Raw genomic sequence first — 17,667 nt, 5'->3', positions numbered from 1 at the left:
GGCCGTTGCCGACTATTCGGGAACGGCCGAAGCCTCTTCGGCGGTGCCGCAACGGCCAATAACCGTGGCATGTGGCCCTATGCGGTCGGCAAGTGTATCGACGAGCATGTCAATGAAATCGCGCAAGGCGGTTTCCTGCTGGATCGGCATGCGATTGGGTGATTCCGCAAGATACAACGTCCGAACCAATTCCGGCGATTCAATCGTGTGTGCCTCGATGGTGCCCCGTGCGATCTCTTCAGCGGCCACTCCATACGGTACTATGCTGGTCGCAAGCCCCCTTTCAACCAGCGTTTTGATCGTTTCAAGCGACTGAATGGTGAAGCGGACGTTGACCGGCACCGTGGACGCCTTCGCAGCCCGATGTACTGCGCGCCAAACATTGTCGCGATCACTCGGCAGCGCCAGATTCGATGCCACTGCATCGCGAAACTGGACGCCGCCACGCGGGAAAGGACTGCCGGGCGCTGTGATGAAGAACAAATCCTCCTTCATCAACGCTGTCCGCATCGACGTGATACTCTCGGTAACATCATAGGCAAGAGCCAGGTCGATCTCGTCCCGCAGGAGGAGATCGACAAGAATGAAGCTCAATTCCTCGACGAGCCTCACGGATACGCCGGGGAGTTCAGACATGGCCGAAACAAGAAAATCAGCGCCTACAAGCCGCATGATGCTTGGTGTGACGCCGATAGAGATATTTTCGAGAGTAGACGTGCGAAAGGCGGACACATCCCTCTTGGCTTCTTCCACCAACCGCATAATCGCGACGCCGCGATCAAACAGCAGGCGACCCGCTTCGGTGGTGGTTATCCCGCGCGAATGGCGCACGAGAAGTTCCACGCCAAGCATCGTCTCGAGATTGCGGATCTGCAGACCAAGTGCGGTTTGAGAGACGTTAAGCCGCTCAGCAGCTTTCGTCATATTTCCGGTTTCAACCGACTTGATAAAATTATTGAGCTGTTTCAGGTTGATAGCGTCACCTCATCCGTATCTCTTGCCTTCTACGACGACAGACCGCGCTTCGCCCTTCGCGCGAGATAGTCAAAATTCACGATATACTGTTCCGGCCGATCCAGAGTGCGGCACAGCCTATCGACGTCGTCTTTGTCGAATTCTACGAGATCGCCTCCCAGAGACTGCAAAATAACCTGATCCTCACAGGCGTTCTCAAGCATTATCGTACGAACCACCGCTTCTTCAATAGAATTTCCAGCTACTGCGACGCCGTGGCCGCGCATCAATACTGCTTTGTAGCTGCCTAAGGCCTCGGCGACACCGCGACCCGTCTCCTGGGTGCGGATCAAGTTTATCGTATCCTCGTAGTAGCCAACGCCATCAAAGCTGGCACTCGGCTGCGAGCATGCACGCCATGGCCGGCGCGTCGAAGACAAGGCAACTGCGTATTTCGGATGTGCATGAATGACCGAATTGAGATCGGGTCTAACTTTGAAGATTTCCGAATGGATGAATACCTCGCTGTGGCGCTTGCCGCCGCCGCCAATCTTCTCACCCTCCAAATTGCAGACCACGATATTTTCCATCGTTATCTCTTCAAAACCCAGACTGTGAGGCTTCATGTAGAAGACCGAAGGATCAGACGGATCACGGACCGACACATGACCGCGCGTGAAATCGCCAAGATTGTGCGTGTCAAGGATCAAGCCGGCCTCGATCAGCCGTTGTTTGAGGTGGTCTGACATGTAGTATCCTCCATTTGTAAGTTGTGTAGAGCCCTTGACCTCCACCAGTATTCGGCAGCAGCCATGTTGCTCATCTGATAGGAAGTATCGATTAAAGGGCCAGGGTCAGGCGCTCTGTCTTGGAGCCGGAGCAACAAATCATCATGCTGCCTTCCGCCTTCTCCTCGTCTGAAAGAAACATGTCGCGATGGTCCGGCTCGCCATCGACAACTTGAACCTGGCAGGCGCCGCAGATGCCTTGCTCGCATGAAAAGTCCACATCCAGCCCGGCATCGCGCAGCACCTCAAGGATCGATTTGCCCTCAGGAATAGTGAATTCCCGGCCCGATTTTTCAAGCGCAACAACGAAGCCGCCCTCGCGTGAGACCTCTTCAACCGGACCAAAACGCTCCAGATGAACATGCGCGGGATCAAGGCCCCTCGTCGTCGCCTCGAAGGCATCGAGCATAGGAGTCGGCCCACAACAATAAAGATGCGAACCAGCTGGGGCCCGATCGATGATAGCGCAAAGATCAAGAAACCCACCGGCCTCGGCATCAATATGGATCCGCGCCACCGATAATTGTTCGAGGCGGTCCAGAAAAGCAACGTCGCGGCGGTCCCGGCAGGCATAGTGCAATTCAAAACTGCGGCCGAGTTCCTGCAAACGCTCCGCCATGCACCATATCGGGGTGATTCCGATACCACCCGCGATGAGGACGGTATGATCCGCCGTCTCAACCAGTGGAAAATTGTTGCGCGGCACACCGACGGTCAGCACTGCCCCCACCCTCACCGTATCATGAAGGCAAGCAGAGCCGCCGCGCCCGGCTGCGTCGCGTTTGACGCCAATCGTGTAACGATTGTCTTCGCCTGAATGCACGAGCGAGTAAGGCCGAATCATGCCATTTGGCAAATGGATATCGACATGGGCGCCGGGTCCGGCAGCAGGGATCGGCACACCGTCGACCGGCTCGAATTCATAGAGGTTGGTCTCATGCGCCAGATACTGAATTCCCATCAGGCGCATGGTGATTGTTTTTGTGGGAACGGCTTCCAATTTCTTCTCCCTTGTCCTGACGGTCCTCTCCCTTAACCGCCGCTGGCGATCGCTGCATCAGCCGTCAGATCGCCGTAGATTGATTTCATCGAGACGTGGCAGGCGCGGCTGGAGCGCCTCCGCCGATTCCTTGAGCAACGTCCGTGCCGAATTGATCCGCTCATCCGAGAAGCGGCTGATCAATCCGGATACGGACAAGGAGCCGATCAATTCGCCCTGCCGGTTGACGATCGGCACGGCAACCGCCGCGAGGTCTTCATCGCGTCCACCCTTGGACACGATTGACCCTGTCTCGCGAAGTTCCACTGCTCGCTCGGAATTTGACTTCATGCCGTACCAGGTCAAAAGCACACCCGCGGCGCCGTGATCCAGCGGATGTCGGGTGCCCTCCTCCAGATGATGGCGCGCGCTGCGGGGCGAGTTCTCCCGGTAAAGGCAAACACGCTCGTCACCGTCGCGTACATAAAACGAGGCAGTTTCCTGGGTGACCGCCGTAAGATGGCGAAGAACCGGTCTGATAAGTGCTTCGAGCGTGAATTTCGAACGGCTGAGCTCGCCGAGTCGGCGCAATTCGGGCCCCAGCAAGTAACGCCCATCAGCGCCCTTATCCATGAAACCAGTATGCAACAGCGAACCGGCGAGCCGTAAGATCGTGCTCTTGTACAAGCCCGAACGCTGGGAGAGCACTGACAAGGTCAGTGCTTCTCCCGGCTCTTCGAAACACTGCAACAGCACGATAGCGCGTTCGACTGCTTCAACGCGCTCTCTGCCGGCATCCATTTCATCATTTGATCCATCCATGGCAGTAACCTTAACACTCAGGCTGAATTCTGTCTAGCAGAACATGATCCGCTTGACAGAACATTTATAATGATTACAAACTAGGATCGACAGAGTTCAAAACCAGCCGCCTCTGGGACGGCATAACATGGCAGTGCTTGATTGCATGTCATCTGGCTCGCGAAATCCAGAACTTTGGCGGTATCGCACCAATACGGAGGCGCTCTCGGGCTGCCGCAAACTTGGGAGAAGAAAATGCTCACGAAAGAACAGAATGAACGCCTTACCCGCGTTGGTCCGGGCACACCAGGCGGTGAACTGATGCGGCGTTACTGGCTGCCGATCGCGCCCTACGCGGAACTCCTGGAAAATCCCGTCAAGAAAGTACGCATCCTTGGCGAAGACCTTACGCTCTACAAGGACAAGAGCGGCAATCTGGGTTTGATCGGCGATCGCTGCCTGCATCGCAATGTCGATATGAAATTTGGCATTCCCGACGAGTGCGGATTGCGCTGCCCTTACCATGGCTGGCTCTATAATGAGACCGGCAACTGCGTCGAAAGGCCAATGGAAGGCGCTCCGCAAGCCGAGATCAAGCAGAAGCTTAAAGGCTATCCCGTGCGGGAACTCGGCGGTCTGGTCTTCGCCTATATGGGGCCGCTTCCGGCTCCCGATCTTCCGCGCTGGGATCTTCTTGTCTGGCCCAATGCCATTCGCCAGATCGGCATCAACATCATCGACTGCAACTGGCTGCAGTGCCAGGAAAATACCGGCGATCCAACACACAGCGCATGGGCACACGGCCACATGTTCGAATACGTGCTGGAAAAGCAGGGGCAACTCGAAGACCGCAGCTCCGACAACATGCACACCCTGCATCAGCGCAAGCGCGTAGGCGTGGGAATCAAAGAGATCTATGCCAATCAAACCGAACACGGCTTCCGTAAGGGTATCCGTTATTCCAAGGCGCTGGGCGCGGATTCAGACAAGGATCAGGAGCACTCAACCGTTATTTTCCCGTTCTATACGCAGACAGGCAAGACCGGCGCGACGCGCAGCGAATACCAGATCCGCGTTCCGATCGACGACACACATACTTATCACATATGCTATCAAGCCTACTCGGCTCCTCCCGGAGTCGGGGCTCCAAAGCAGGATGTTGTGCCTTATTACATTCCGCCAACACATGACGAGAAGGGCGAACCGATCCTCGATTACGTCCTTGCCCAGGATGCAATCGTCTGGGTTGCGCAGGGTCCGATAGCTGACCGCACGACCGAATTGCTTGGCCGCACAGACATCCCGATCGTCGTCCTGCGTCGTCAGCTCGACGAGCAGATCAAGCGGGTTGAACAGGGACTGGAACCGATGAATTTCTTCTGGAAGAGCCCGGATATGATCCATCCCACCGGATCGCCGCCCGACTACTCCAAGCCCGAGACGCTGATCAAGCACGGCTTCCGCAAGTATTACCACAAGGGCTTTGCGAACGATGACGCCGACCGCTACGGTCCATTGATCGAAACCGTCAAGGATCTTCATCGCAAGATCGAGGAATTCGAGAGCACGCGTGCCGAACAAGCGGTGGCCGAGCACGCCTAGGCTATTCCTCCCGCGCCGCCAGGACTTGAAGGTTTTGCGGTGCGGCATTTCCAGCTGGAGCAGGAATTGAAATGCCGATTACACGCGAAACCATTGACGCTGTCTTGAAGGATCTGATCGATCAGGTTCCGACCATGTCGGTGCGGTCGGTCACTTTGACACCGCCGGTGCCGATCGAGGGCCAGAACGTAATTGCACGCATTGATGTCTCGAATAGCCGCCATGTCCTGTGCGAGATCACGACCGATGGCAGCCTGCAATCGGCCCGGGTCATCGAAAGCTGAACTTTCTGCAATGTCAGACATGCCGGGCTACGGTGCGTTCCCACCTGCTCGTCCTGCATATTTGGAGTGACACATGAAACAGCGCCGCGTCGGATCGACCGATCTCAGCATCTCAGAAATCGGTTTTGGCTGCGGCAGCAATGCCGGCTTGATGGTGAGCGGCGAACATGCCGAGCAATTGCGCGTCATCGAGCGTGCCTTGGAATGCGGAATCACCTATTTCGACAACGCTCCCGACTATGGAGCCGGTGCGGCTGAAATTAACCTGGGCCGTGTATTGAGGGAACTCGACGCCGAGCCTGTCATCAATACGAAGGTCGAGATTCGCGCCGAAAACCTCGGCAATATCGCCGGCCATATCGTGCGGTCGGTGGAAGACAGCCTGCGCCGTCTCAATCGTGTTTCCGTCGATATCGTGCAGATTCACAATGGGCCCGTCGCGACGAAGCCTGTGATGGAGGGCGAATATTACGCGACACTCTGGGCGGAAGACTATTACCGGCCAGATGGCGTGCTGGAGGGTGTCAACGCTATTCTCCGGCAGGGCAAGGCGCGCTGTGCCGGGTTTGTTTGTCGCGGCAACGACAGCAATGAGGTCCGCCAATTGCTTGATACCGGCCTCTTCCACATGGTCAACGTGCCTTACACGTTGTTGAATCCCACTGCCGGTTACTTGGGTCCAAAGAAGCTGGATGTCAGACCCGATTACGGTAATGTCATCAGCGTGGCCGAGGCGGCCGGTTGCGGGATTGCGGTCTTCAGCCCCCTCGCCGGCGGCCTTCTGACCGACGCGATCCTGAACGGACAGCAAACACATCCGCTCGCACGCAAGAAAAATATCGAAGTGCTGGAAGCAAAAGGTGCCTTGCACAAGGCGCGCGAATTTCAGGCTCTGGCCGCCCGCGAGAATGTAGCGTTGGTCGAACTCGCCTACAGATTTGTTCTGAGCAATACGTCTGTCAGCACGCTCCTCGGTGGTATCACTGCAGCTGAACAATTAAACGCAGCGGCGGCAGCTTCGACGGCAGGTCCACTGTCGCACAACCTCATTACCGAAATCGAAGCGATTTGGCATTCCTGACGCTCGAACCTATTTGCCGCGCTGGCTCTGCAGCCGCCCATCCTCCAAGGAAATGCGCACATCGACAAGGAAAGGCTGGCCAGATTTTATGGTCTCGACACCAAGGCTCAAAGCGGTATCAAGCTCATCGGCCGTGTGCACGGGACCTGCCGCCTCTACGCCCTGGGCACGCGCCATGGCCGCGATGTCGGGAACTGGTCCGTCAATCGCTTGGCCCACCCAGCGGTTTTCCCGATTGCGATCACGCTGTACAGCCACCGAATCCTGGTGCAGTACATCGTTCAGATAAGCGTTGTTGTTCGCGACCACGATCAGCGCCGGAATATTGTATTTGGCGGCGGTCCACAGCGCATTTATCCCCATCAGGCAATCACCGTCGCCGATAACGCTGATCGAAAGACGATCCGTACCCCTGTGCGCCAGCGCCGCGCCTATAGCCAGGCCGGGACCCGAGCCAATCCCTCCACCACCATCTTTTCCTAGGTATTCAAGCGGCTCACGGTTAGGAAACGCGGCACCCGGCCAGCCGCGGGGAAGCGTAGCGAAAGTGACCGGCTGTCCGTCGGTTTTCGAAGCAAGCGCATGCGCGACGTGTTCCATAGTCAACTTGCCATCCTTAAGTTCAGGCGCGGCAGTGACCGGAGCCCGCGACAGATCGGGCTTCGTCGTGACGACTTTTGCCTCGAGTTCCGCAACCAGGGCGGAAACGGCCGCATCCGCATTGCAGAGCATGCCGATGTCGACGGGAGGCAGTGCACAATGCTCCTTGCCCCAGCCATTGTGCAGGTGCACGTCATCGCCAGCGTGAATGATTTTTACAGCCGGCTCCTCGCCACCAAAAGCCATACGGATAATGCCGCCAAGATCCACTGAGCCGAAACTGACAATGAGATCTGCTTGCTTGAGCGCATCTTTCGCCTCGGGCGTCAGCTTGTTGAATGGTACTCCCACATGCAGATGATGGTCGCTCGGTACCATCGTCCCGGACTTGAGGTCGGACAGCATCCGGCCGTTGACGTGCTCGGCGAGAGCGAGACGCAGATCCATCACTTCTCGGGTTCGCGCTCCACGTCCGAACAGCAACAGCGGGGCTTTGGCAGATCGCAGCATATTGGCTGCAGCGGAAATGGCTGCCGCATTCGGCGCTGTTGGTGCAGGCGGCGCGTAGCGCGTTACGTCCGGCAATTTGACCGGCTCACGCAATTCCTGCTCCTGGAGTTCGGCATCAAAACAAACATAGACCGGACCGCAAGGCGAGGTCTGTGCGATCTGCCAGCCACGCAAAAGGCTTTCCGGAATGGCTACCACAGAAGCTGGCTGATCATCCCATTTGATGAAGGGCCGGATCAGCGCAGCCTGATCCTGTGCAGTGTGCAGCCAGTCGATCCAGGGGCGGCGCTTGGCTGCATCCATTGGCCCGGTCGCACCGAGGAGGAGCATGGGAACCCGGTCGCACCAGGCGTTGAAGATCGCCATCGTCGCGTGCATCACGCCAACATTGGCATGCAGGGCGACGGCCATGGGTTTGCCGGCAGCTTTCGCATATCCGTGAGCGATCGCCACGGCATGCTCCTCATGCAGGCACATCAGCATTTGCGGGTTTTCGTTACCCAGATGATTGACGAGACTGTCGTGCAGGCCGCGATAGCTGGCGCCAGGGTTAAGCGCGATGTAGGGGACATCGAGAGCGCGAAGCAGGCTGGCCGCCACGTCGCTACCCCAGGCAATGACTGGATCCGGTTCAATCGCCGATTCTCCGTCAGTTTCAACCTTCGACAATTCGTTCATCATACCACCTTGGCTCGCCTCAATGTTTCTGAATGCAAAGCGCCGGCACGAGAAACCAGCCGGCGCATTGGGTGTTGGCAGGACAATTGCCTGTCTACAATGACGCCGATCAATTGGTGCCCTTGCCGATGATAAGTTTCTTGTAGAGCGGCCCACTTGCCCAGATTATCGAGCTTGCCGGCCGGGTCGGCGACCCTGATGTCGATGCCCTCCATAGACGACTTAACCTTCGTCGACGTTGGGATGTAGTTGAGCGTTGTCAGCACCGGCTGAGCCTCACTCAGCATATAGTCCTCGAAAAGGGCAGCCGCATTCGGATGCTGCGCATTCTTGAGTACGCCGGTACCGCTGGCTCGAGCAACCGCGGGTTGGATTGCGAACCAATCGATTGGAGCACCCTGCTGCTTCGCTTGTGCAGGCATGTAATTGTAGATTGTCAGCCCGAGCGGCACCTCGCCTGCGACGACGAGATTGTTGAGAAGGGAGTGTCCCTTGCGAACCGAAACACCATTACCGGCCGATAATTTCTCGAAGAAGTCCAGACCTTCATCCTTGCCCATGATGTCGATGACCGTCATGAACCAGTCAATGTCATCGGCTTCGTAGCCAAGCTTGCCCTTCCATTTCGGATCAAGCAGGTCCTTGTAGCTCTTCGGCAAATCGTCTTTCTTCACCAGACCGGTGTTGTAAGCCTGCACCCACACAGCGAGGAAAGTCCCTGCCCAGTTATGATGGCCGGGCAACGTTCCGGGCAAGAGATCGGCGAAATAGGGTGAATTTACTGGCTGAAGCAGATTCTCGCGTGAAAGCGCCTCGAGTTCAGGTGAACTCGTCTGAATGGCATCAACTGCAAAGCGGCCGGCTTTTTGCTCCTGGATGACCTTCTGCAGAATGTCATCGCTGCCCGCGCGCCAGACCTCTACCTTGATGCCATACTTTTCTTCGAATGGTTTGATCAGGGGATCGACATCAGTCTTGGCCAGCGAAGTGTAAAGCGCCAGCGACCCCTCCACCTTGGCAGCAGCTTCCAGCTTCACCTGCCGGTCGGGTGCATTCGAGTTCAACAGTGAACTGTCGGCAGCACGTGCGTCCTGCAAAAGCAAAGGTGTAATCAGTGTTGCCAGAATTCCGGCAATAGACAATTTCCTTATCATCATAGCTCCTCCCATTCTGATAATTTTGGTTAACCGGTATGTCGTTGTTCACTCCCGTATTCGTGAAGCGGATTGCTCGCCATTTTATTCGCCCCATAAAAGCGCGATCTACAGCGCCTTTATCGACATCAGATGCGCGGTCTTGATTTCGGTGTAACTGAGCAGTTCCGCCAGCCCCTCCTCACGACCGATACCGCTATTGCCGAATCCTCCAAACGGCGTTCCATAGAAGTGCCCGGACGTCCCATTGACCCAGACATAACCGGCACGCACCGCCCGCATCATTCTCAGCGCCGTGCCGTATTCGTTCGTCCAGATTGAAGCGGCGAGTCCATAGGCCGTCGAATTGGCCAGATCGATTGCTTCGCTCTCGGTCTTCCAGCGGAACACCGACAGCACCGGTCCGAATATCTCCTCGCGGCCGATGGTCATCGTCGGATCGACCTCCGAAAACACAGTTGGTTCCAGCCAGTAACCACGCTCGAACTGTTCTCCCTTTGGCCGGCCGCCGCCCGTGAGTAGCCTTGCCCCCTGTTCGACCCCGGTTCCAGTCATGGCCCGCACCCGTTCATAGTGGCGAAGGGAATTCATGGGCCCCATTTCGCTGGCCGGATCGAGAGGATCGCCCAGACGAAGTGCCTTTACCTTGGCGACGACACGATCAAGCACGGGTTGATAGAGGCTCTCGTGCAGGAGAAGCCTGCTCATGGAGCCGCAGGACTGGCCCTGCCACGCAAAATTCATACCCGAGACCGCCGCGTTGGCGATGATATCGGGATCGACATCGGGAAAGGCGATCAAGGGGTTCTTGCCGCCAAGTTCAAGGCTGACGGCTTTCACCGACGTTTCGGCGGCGGCGCGTTGAATGGCGAGGCCCGTCTGCACGGAGCCGGTGAACCCGATGCGCTTGATCCGGGGATGGCGCGCAATCGCATCGCCTACGGGAAAGCCATTACCGGAAACAATATTGGCAACCCCGGCAGGAAGCACGTCCTTGCAGATCTCGGCGAGAATACCTGCCGAAAGCGGGCTCTGTTCCGGAGTCTTCAGGACAACAGTATTGCCCGCCATAAGGGGAGCAGCGAGCGCATTTGCAGCAAATTTGATGGGATGATTGAACGGAATGATCCGTCCGACGACGCCGTAAGGTTCATGGAACGTCAGATGCAAATTATCGACACTTGCCGGGACTGTTTCACCCTTCAGCTCTGTGCCGAGGCCTGCATAGTATTCCAGTGCATTGGCGGCGGACTCGACGTCCTTGCGCATCTTCGTAATCGTATTGCCGGTATCCATCACCTCCAGGCGAAGGATTTCGTCCGCGCGGCTACGCATTCTGCCGGCGATCTCGCGCATCAGTTGGCCACGCACGCGGGCGGATGTCGCAGCCCAGGCAGGAAACGCCCGTTCGGCGGCGTTAACGGCGCGATGGACATCGCCTTGCGTTGCGGCGGGAAAACGCCCGATCACTTCCTCATTCGCCGGATTGAGTGAATCCAGCCACGTGTCGGCTTCACTGCCGGCCAACTCTCCGTCAATCAACATTGCAGCCGACACTTTGGTATTGGTTGTATCCATCAGCGCATCCCGACGGCAGCAGCCACCTTGCCCTCGCGGGCTTGAAGCTTTTTTTCCGACCAGACCGGCTCGATGTTGAACAGCTTCAGCGCATTCTCGCCGAGGATGTTTTTCTTGGCCCGATGGTCCAGGAACGGCAGATCGTAAATCGTGCTTGGAAGATCCATGTCCCAGTGCGGATAGTCCGAGGAATAGAGGAGCTGGGTTTCGGCGCGAAGCATTTCGAAGGTGACTTCCAGCGCCTTCTTGTTGTGCACCATTTCCATTGGCTGGGTCGAGAAATACATGTCGGCGATGTATTCGCTCGGGCGACGTTTTAGCAGTGGCGCTTCCGATGTACGCATCATGTATTCATTGTCGAGACGCTGCATGAGGAACGGGAGCCATGCGAGGCCACTCTCGATCCACATGACTTTCAGTTTGGGAAAGCGTTCAGGTAATCCGTTGATGATCCAGTTGGTCAGGTGGATCATGTTGAAAAAAGTAAACCCAAGCGCATGCACCGATATGAAGCGGTTGAGCTGCGACATCGACTGGTCGAACCAGTTATAGCCGGCGTGGAAGGATAGGGGCAGATTGCGCTCTTCGAGGGCGCGATAGACCTTCATGTAGGCGTTGTCGAAGATCGGCCTGTAGCGCGTGGATGTGACCATGAAGCCAACCACGCCCTTCCTGTCGCCGAACTCCTCGATCATGCGGATGCTGGCGTCCGGATCGTTCAGCGGCAAATAGAGCATGGAGCAAATGCGCGATTCTTCTGTGAGAATCGTGTCGCAAAGCCAACGGTTGTAAGCGCGGGCAAGCGTCACTTCCATTTCCACCTGCGGATGCATGCCAAGATGCAGCATCGGCGTCGGAAACAGACATGCCATGTCGACGCCCATGGCATCCATCCACCGGCGTGCCAATGTGATGTCGCGGTGTGGTGAAGGAGGCGTCTGTTCCTGTTTACGGCGCGCATAGCGCGTCACGCGGCCGCCCACGTCCTGAAAGCCGATCTGGCTCGGCTGAAAGTTCGTACGGCCGCCGCCAATCTTGGCCTTGTTCAGTGCCAGATGCTTGATCGTAGGGTCTTCGATATATTCGGCAATCTGGGCAAAAGACTCGTTTTCATAGTGGTGGGAGTCCACGTCCATGATGAAAATATCATTATAGTTGCGCGCTGTTGCTTGCTGCGCCGCGTTCTTCAAAAGCGTCGTCGTATCGAACTCTTCGGTCGACAGGTCCCGGACATTGTTTACGAAATCATTCATGATCTGACCTTATGCACTAGAGTTCGCCCGCCCAGGATTGCCAAAGGCCCAGTTCGAAGACCTGGAGATCGGCTGCCTTGAGCATCGAGAGGGCCGTAATCGAAACGTCCGTAGCGGTGACTTCTGAGTTCCGGGGAAAGGCGCTGATCTTTGTTCTTTCCTCTTGCCGCTTGGCGGAGAACACACGAACAGCCTCGGAAAGGAGTTCCTGCAACGCCTCATCCGAGATCGAGGAGAGGTCACCATGATTTAGGGAATCGGCCAGGCATTTTGCTGCAGCAAAGAGGGTACGATCGGCATCCTCAAATGACGACATAGATGCCTCCTTCTCGTTCAACGAGTTCATAACGCTTCAACTGCAAGCCCGCGTCGCCGACGCAGACACCTGTTTCCAGATTGTATTCATAGCCGTGCCAGGGGCAGACGATGTGATCCACATCCTCTGAAAACGTGTGGCCGAAGAACTGCAACTCGTCGTTCAGGACTGTCTCAACTTTCGGTATGCGAACGCCTTCACAAACAGGGCCGCCCTGATGTGGGCATTGATTAAGATAGGCGTAGCACTGGCCTTTCCGCCGGATGACGCCGATTTCCCGGCTACCGGCGGCAACGACCTTGACACTCCCCTCGCCCAATTCGGCGGCGCTGCAGACAAAGACCTCGGTCATACGCACTCCTCATAACAGTATGTATTCATACGGTATGCTTACATACTGTTATTGTCAATAGGGAATTGAAAATCGCGAGGTGATGAGACGCAGCGACCATATTTGATCATGGACACAAGCGGCGAAACATGCTGTTCGATAGGGCGACCGAATTGCCAAGTGGCCGTTCTACAGCCTTCTGATCAACACGAAATATTTGGAGGCATCAGGGCGGTAGACATCAAGAAATGGAACAGTGATCTTGACAACGAGCGAAAACCCTACAAATCGGATGGCCCCCGAGAGCAGTTCTCCAGGCGTTGGACGGGCATTGAGACAGGCCAGCAAAGTCTACAACCGCGCGCTGCAGGAACAACTTGCGGCCTACGACATCGGTCTGGCTGAGTATCTGCACCTCCGCTCGCTCTGGTCCCATAATGGACTGTCCCAGATCGAACTTTCACAGCGCATCGGCATCGAAAAAGCCTCGTCAACTGCAGTTCTCAATTCCCTGGAGGACAAGAAGCTCATTCATCGGATTCGCAATTCCGAAGACAAGCGTAAGATCAACGTCTTTCTCACGCCCGAAGGAGGTCGGCTGAAAGACACGCTGTTACCGGCTGCACGCACGGTCGCCCGGAAGGCCGTCGAAGGTTTCGATGAATCTGAAGTGCAGCTTTTGACGGGGTTACTTCAGAGACTCACGCTCAACTTGGAGAGTAGCGAAGAGTCTGACTAACCCTCATCCGATTGCCTGACTGGCCCCTTCTGTCTGTTCCATAGCTACAAACGCAAAAACCCCGCTGATTGCGGGGTTTTGTTTGTGTTTTTGCTGAACAAGGAGCTGGGCTTTGGCGCGGCCGGCTGTTGATTGTTGCCTGGATCTGGTTGCGGGGACAGGATTTGAACCTGTGACCTTCAGGTTATGAGCCTGACGAGCTACCGGGCTGCTCCACCCCGCGTCACCAAATACGGCGATTGCCGTTGATACAGCCCGGATTTCTCCGTTTGTCCGGCCTTTCAAAGCCTTGACGGAGGCTTTGCCGGCTTCGGACGGGGTGCTGCTCCACCCCGCGCCACCACATCGGCAAATGCTTGCCGGCGTTTTGTGCTTTTGCATCTTGTAAGTATGCTCTTACGCTTCGGGATTTGCAAAGCAAAAGGCGTTTTGTTGCAAAAGCAAAAGGCCGCCCTGATTGCGTTAAAAAGGAGCGGCCTGATGATGGTTGTTCCGAGTTCTTGAGAAGATATTTTGTATCGCATGCGGCTTACATGAAAGTCCGATGGCTTTTTGCGCGCATGCTTTGAACGTTGCGTTTGGCAGACCTGGCAGCGACCTACTCTCCCGCGTCTTGAGACGAAGTACCATTGGCGCTGGGGCGTTTCACGGCCGAGTTCGGAATGGGATCGGGTGCAGCCACCCCGCTGTAACCACCAGGTCAGCAAAGCGCAACGTTCATGAGAAGCTGGGAGTTTTTTTGTCTCACGCGCCGTATCGCCCCTGCCGGGGCGGGCGCTGCGACGGCGCGGCCAACAATGGCCGACGCGCTATCGCGCTGTATGGGCGATAAGACGTCACGCTCTGTTATTGGCACCTTATCCTGAAGTTTTCAGAAGGGAGTGCCCGTACAGACCGCTAGGTCGTCGCCGGTCGTCCGGCGCCCTCGCGGAGCATAGGGTCGTAAGACCCGCTCATGCGTGAGCGCTTTTAAAATCAAATTCCATCGCTTTGCGATGGATATTTGTAATGAGAATGATCAAGCCAATCGAGCTATTAGTACCGGTAAGCTTCATGCGTTGCCGCACTTCCACACCCGGCCTATCAACGTGGTGGTCTTCCACGGCTCTGATAGGGAATACTCGTTTTCAGGTGGGTTTCCCGCTTAGATGCCTTCAGCGGTTATCCCGTCCGTATATAGCTACCCTGCTATGCGGCTGGCGCCACAACAGGTCCACCAGAGATACGTCCATCCCGGTCCTCTCGTACTAGGGACAGATCCTGTCAATATTCCTACACCCACGGCAGATAGGGACCGAACTGTCTCACGACGTTCTGAACCCAACTCACGTACCGCTTTAAATGGCGAACAGCCATACCCTTGGGACCTGCTCCAGCCCCAGGATGCGATGAGTCGACATCGAGGTGCCAAACAACCCCGTCGATATGGACTCTTGGGGGTCATCAGCCTGTTATCCCCGGCGTACCTTTTATCCGTTGAGCGATGGCCCTTCCACGCGGGACCACCGGATCACTATGACCGACTTTCGTCTCTGCTCGACTTGTCAGTCTCGCAGTCAGGCGGGCTTATGCCATTGCACTCGACGACCGATTTCCGACCGGTCTGAGCCCACCATCGCGCGCCTCCGTTACTCTTTAGGAGGCGACCGCCCCAGTCAAACTACCCACCATACACTGTCCTGGATCCGGATAACGGACCGCAGTTAGACATCCATATAGGTAAGGGTGGTATTTCAAGGATGACTCCACCATGGCTGGCGCCACGGCTTCAAAGTCTACCACCTATCCTACACATGCCGACACGAATGCCAGTGTAAAGCTATAGTAAAGGTGCACGGGGTCTTTCCGTCTAACCGCAGGAACCCCGCATCTTCACGGGGAATTCAATTTCACTGAGTCTGCGTTGGAGACAGCGGGGAAGTCGTTACGCCATTCGTGCAGGTCGGAACTTACCCGACAAGGAATTTCGCTACCTTAGGACCGTTATAGTTACGGCCGCCGTTTACTGGGGCTTCGATTCAAAGCTTGCACCTCTCCTCTTAACCTTCCAGCACCGGGCAGGCGTCAGACCCTATACGTCGTCTTGCGACTTCGCAGAGCCCTGTGTTTTTGGTAAACAGTCGCTACCCCCTGGTCTGTGCCACCCTCCTCGACTTGCGTCAAAAAGGGTCACGCTTCTTCCGAAGTTACGCGTGCAATTTGCCGAGTTCCTTCAACGCAGTTCTCTCAAGCGCCTTGGTATGCTCTACCAGTCCACCAGTGTCGGTTTAGGGTACGGTCTATACGCGGGAGCTATTTCCTGGGACCGCTTCGAAGCCCCTCCAATCCAATAAGGAGGAACAACACACGCGATCCGTCACTACCCGCAGGCCCACGAATATTAACGTGGTTCCCATCGACTACGCCTTTCGGCCTCGCCTTAGGGGCCGGCTAACCCTGCTCAGATTAACTTTAAGCAGGAACCCTTGGACTTTCGGCGAGGGAGTCTCTCACTCCCTTTATCGTTACTCATGTCAGCATTCTCACTTCTGATACCTCCAAAGGCCCTCACGGGTCCCTCTTCAACGGCTTACAGAACGCTCCGCTACCACTTGCCTATTGCTAAGCAAATCCACAGCTTCGGTGTATGGCTTGAGCCCCGGTACATTTTCGGCGCAAAGACCCTTATTTAGACCAGTGAGCTGTTACGCTTTCTTTAAATGATGGCTGCTTCTAAGCCAACATCCTGGTTGTTTTGGGATCCTCACATCCTTTCCCACTTAGCCATAACTTAGGGACCTTAGATGGTGGTCAGGGTTGTTGCCCTCTTCACGACGGACGTTAGCACCCGCCGTGTGTCTGCCGATCAGTACTCTTCGGTATTCGGAGTTTGGTTAGGTTTGGTAAATCGGTGAGATCCCCTAGCCCATCCAGTGCTCTACCCCCGAAGGTATAAAATCGACGCTCTACCTAAATAGATTTCGCGGAGAACCAGCTATCTCCAAGTTTGATTGGCCTTTCACCCCTAGCCACAAGTCATCCCAATCTATTGCAACAGATGCGGGTTCGGTCCTCCAGTAAGTGTTACCTTACCTTCAACCTGCTCATGGCTAGATCACTTGGTTTCGGGTCTAATCCAACGAACTGAACGCCCTGTTCAGACTCGCTTTCGCTGCGCCTACACCTACCGGTTTAAGCTTGCTCGTCAGACTAAGTCGCTGACCCATTATACAAAAGGTACGCTGTCACCCAGAACAAATCTTGGGCTCCAACTGTTTGTAGGCATTCGGTTTCAGGATCTCTTTCACTCCCCTTGTCGGGGTGCTTTTCACCTTTCCCTCACGGTACTGGTTCGCTATCGGTCATGCACGAGTACTTAGGCTTGGAGAGTGGTCTCCCCATGTTCAGACAGGATTTCACGTGTCCCGCCCTACTCAAGGACTTGAGTTCGCATTACGTGTACGGGGCTGTCACCCACTTTAGCCACCCTTTCCAGAGTGTTCCACTTGTCTCACTCAAGCCACTGGCCTGGTCCGCGTTCGCTCGCCGCTACTGACGGAGTCTCGTTTGATGTCCTTTCCTCCGGGTACTTAGATGTTTCAGTTCCCCGGGTTCGCTTCTAACCCCTATGTATTCGAAGGTCAGATACCTTATGTTGATATCTAGAAATTAGTTGGGTTCTCGCCGTTTTTTATAAGCGCTCACGCACGTACGCCCGTTCCGGGCTGTGCTCCGCGAGGGCGGCCAAAAGTGGCCGACGCGCAGTCGCGCTTGCGAAGCTTCGCTTCGATCCTCATCCTCAAATGTTTGAGAAAGAAGAAAGAGGCTGCACTTCACACAGCTTCAACCAAACTAATTTTCTAGATATCTAAGGTGGGTTTCCCCATTCGGAAATCGTCGGATCAAAGGGTATTCGCACCTCCCCGACGCTTATCGCAGCGTATCACGTCCTTCATCGCCTGTGCATGCCAAGGCATCCACCAAATGCCCTTAAGACACTTGATCATTCTCATTGCCAATATCCATCCTTGCCTTCACGA

General features: G+C 55.9%; 14 protein-coding genes, 1 tRNA gene and 2 rRNA genes. 4 read left to right on the top strand and 13 right to left on the bottom strand.

Annotation, left to right across the window (positions count from 1 at the left end):
• Positions 1-12 precede the first annotated feature (12 nt).
• The 4 genes from ACSQ3H_RS07335 to ACSQ3H_RS07320 all read right to left on the bottom strand — a co-directional run bounded on the left by ACSQ3H_RS07335 (position 13) and on the right by ACSQ3H_RS07320 (position 3,543).
• Positions 13-969 (bottom strand): LysR family transcriptional regulator, encoded by a 957-nt coding sequence (locus tag ACSQ3H_RS07335; RefSeq protein ID WP_436119378.1) that lies wholly within the window; start codon positions 967-969, stop codon positions 13-15.
• Positions 970-1,004: 35 nt separating this feature from the next.
• Entirely contained in the window at positions 1,005-1,703 is a 699-nt protein-coding gene (locus ACSQ3H_RS07330; protein WP_436116435.1) for a class II aldolase/adducin family protein, read from the bottom strand.
• Between the two features lie 91 nt (positions 1,704-1,794).
• On the bottom strand, positions 1,795-2,742 hold the full coding sequence (locus ACSQ3H_RS07325; RefSeq protein ID WP_436116434.1) for a PDR/VanB family oxidoreductase: 948 nt from the start codon (positions 2,740-2,742) through the stop codon (positions 1,795-1,797).
• Positions 2,743-2,799: 57 nt separating this feature from the next.
• Complete coding sequence (locus ACSQ3H_RS07320) at positions 2,800-3,543, bottom strand: IclR family transcriptional regulator (RefSeq protein ID WP_436116433.1); 744 nt, start codon at positions 3,541-3,543, stop codon at positions 2,800-2,802.
• Positions 3,544-3,777: 234 nt separating this feature from the next.
• Between ACSQ3H_RS07320 and ACSQ3H_RS07315 the strand changes: the two genes are divergently transcribed.
• The 3 genes from ACSQ3H_RS07315 (at position 3,778) to ACSQ3H_RS07305 (ending at position 6,489) form a co-directional block, all read left to right on the top strand.
• A complete protein-coding gene (locus ACSQ3H_RS07315; protein ID WP_436116432.1) occupies positions 3,778-5,124 on the top strand; it encodes a Rieske 2Fe-2S domain-containing protein in 1,347 nt (448 codons plus the stop codon).
• A gap of 71 nt (positions 5,125-5,195) precedes the next feature.
• A complete protein-coding gene (locus tag ACSQ3H_RS07310; protein ID WP_436116431.1) occupies positions 5,196-5,408 on the top strand; it encodes a hypothetical protein in 213 nt (70 codons plus the stop codon).
• A gap of 73 nt (positions 5,409-5,481) precedes the next feature.
• Positions 5,482-6,489, top strand: a complete 1,008-nt coding sequence (locus ACSQ3H_RS07305) for an aldo/keto reductase (RefSeq protein ID WP_436116430.1) — start codon at positions 5,482-5,484, stop codon at positions 6,487-6,489.
• Between the two features lie 9 nt (positions 6,490-6,498).
• Here the strand turns inward: ACSQ3H_RS07305 and ACSQ3H_RS07300 are convergent, their stop codons facing one another.
• The 6 genes from ACSQ3H_RS07300 to ACSQ3H_RS07275 all read right to left on the bottom strand — a co-directional run bounded on the left by ACSQ3H_RS07300 (position 6,499) and on the right by ACSQ3H_RS07275 (position 12,930).
• Complete coding sequence (locus ACSQ3H_RS07300) at positions 6,499-8,280, bottom strand: thiamine pyrophosphate-binding protein (protein WP_436116429.1); 1,782 nt, start codon at positions 8,278-8,280, stop codon at positions 6,499-6,501.
• Entirely contained in the window at positions 8,277-9,434 is a 1,158-nt protein-coding gene (locus ACSQ3H_RS07295; RefSeq protein ID WP_436116428.1) for an ABC transporter substrate-binding protein, read from the bottom strand. The genes ACSQ3H_RS07300 and ACSQ3H_RS07295 overlap by 4 nt, the downstream gene beginning before the upstream one ends.
• Positions 9,435-9,539: 105 nt before the next feature.
• Entirely contained in the window at positions 9,540-11,009 is a 1,470-nt protein-coding gene (locus tag ACSQ3H_RS07290) for an aldehyde dehydrogenase family protein (protein WP_436116427.1), read from the bottom strand.
• The gene (locus ACSQ3H_RS07285) at positions 11,009-12,262 is read right to left on the bottom strand and encodes an amidohydrolase family protein (protein ID WP_436116426.1); all 1,254 of its coding nucleotides are present in this window, start codon (positions 12,260-12,262) and stop codon (positions 11,009-11,011) included. The genes ACSQ3H_RS07290 and ACSQ3H_RS07285 overlap by 1 nt, the downstream gene beginning before the upstream one ends.
• Positions 12,263-12,278: 16 nt before the next feature.
• Positions 12,279-12,578 (bottom strand): hypothetical protein, encoded by a 300-nt coding sequence (locus ACSQ3H_RS07280; protein ID WP_436116425.1) that lies wholly within the window; start codon positions 12,576-12,578, stop codon positions 12,279-12,281.
• Positions 12,565-12,930, bottom strand: a complete 366-nt coding sequence (locus ACSQ3H_RS07275; RefSeq protein WP_436116424.1) for a Rieske (2Fe-2S) protein — start codon at positions 12,928-12,930, stop codon at positions 12,565-12,567. Before ACSQ3H_RS07275 ends, ACSQ3H_RS07280 begins: the two co-directional genes overlap by 14 nt.
• Positions 12,931-13,171: 241 nt before the next feature.
• Between ACSQ3H_RS07275 and ACSQ3H_RS07270 the strand changes: the two genes are divergently transcribed.
• Positions 13,172-13,648, top strand: a complete 477-nt coding sequence (locus tag ACSQ3H_RS07270; RefSeq protein WP_436116423.1) for a MarR family winged helix-turn-helix transcriptional regulator — start codon at positions 13,172-13,174, stop codon at positions 13,646-13,648.
• 146 nt (positions 13,649-13,794) lie between these two features.
• On the opposite strand, the gene ACSQ3H_RS07265 is transcribed toward ACSQ3H_RS07270, so the two are convergent.
• The 3 genes from ACSQ3H_RS07265 to ACSQ3H_RS07255 all read right to left on the bottom strand — a co-directional run bounded on the left by ACSQ3H_RS07265 (position 13,795) and on the right by ACSQ3H_RS07255 (position 17,632).
• Positions 13,795-13,871 (bottom strand) — tRNA-Met (locus tag ACSQ3H_RS07265).
• A gap of 362 nt (positions 13,872-14,233) precedes the next feature.
• A 5S ribosomal RNA gene (gene rrf, locus ACSQ3H_RS07260) occupies positions 14,234-14,348 on the bottom strand.
• A 314-nt stretch (positions 14,349-14,662) separates the two neighbouring features.
• Positions 14,663-17,632 (bottom strand): 23S ribosomal RNA (locus tag ACSQ3H_RS07255).
• Positions 17,633-17,667: the final 35 nt, after the last annotated feature.

Source organism: Phyllobacterium sp. LjRoot231, from assembly GCF_964253365.1.
Lineage (GTDB): Bacteria > Pseudomonadota > Alphaproteobacteria > Rhizobiales > Rhizobiaceae > Phyllobacterium.
This window is presented reverse-complemented; position numbering and strand designations above follow the sequence as displayed.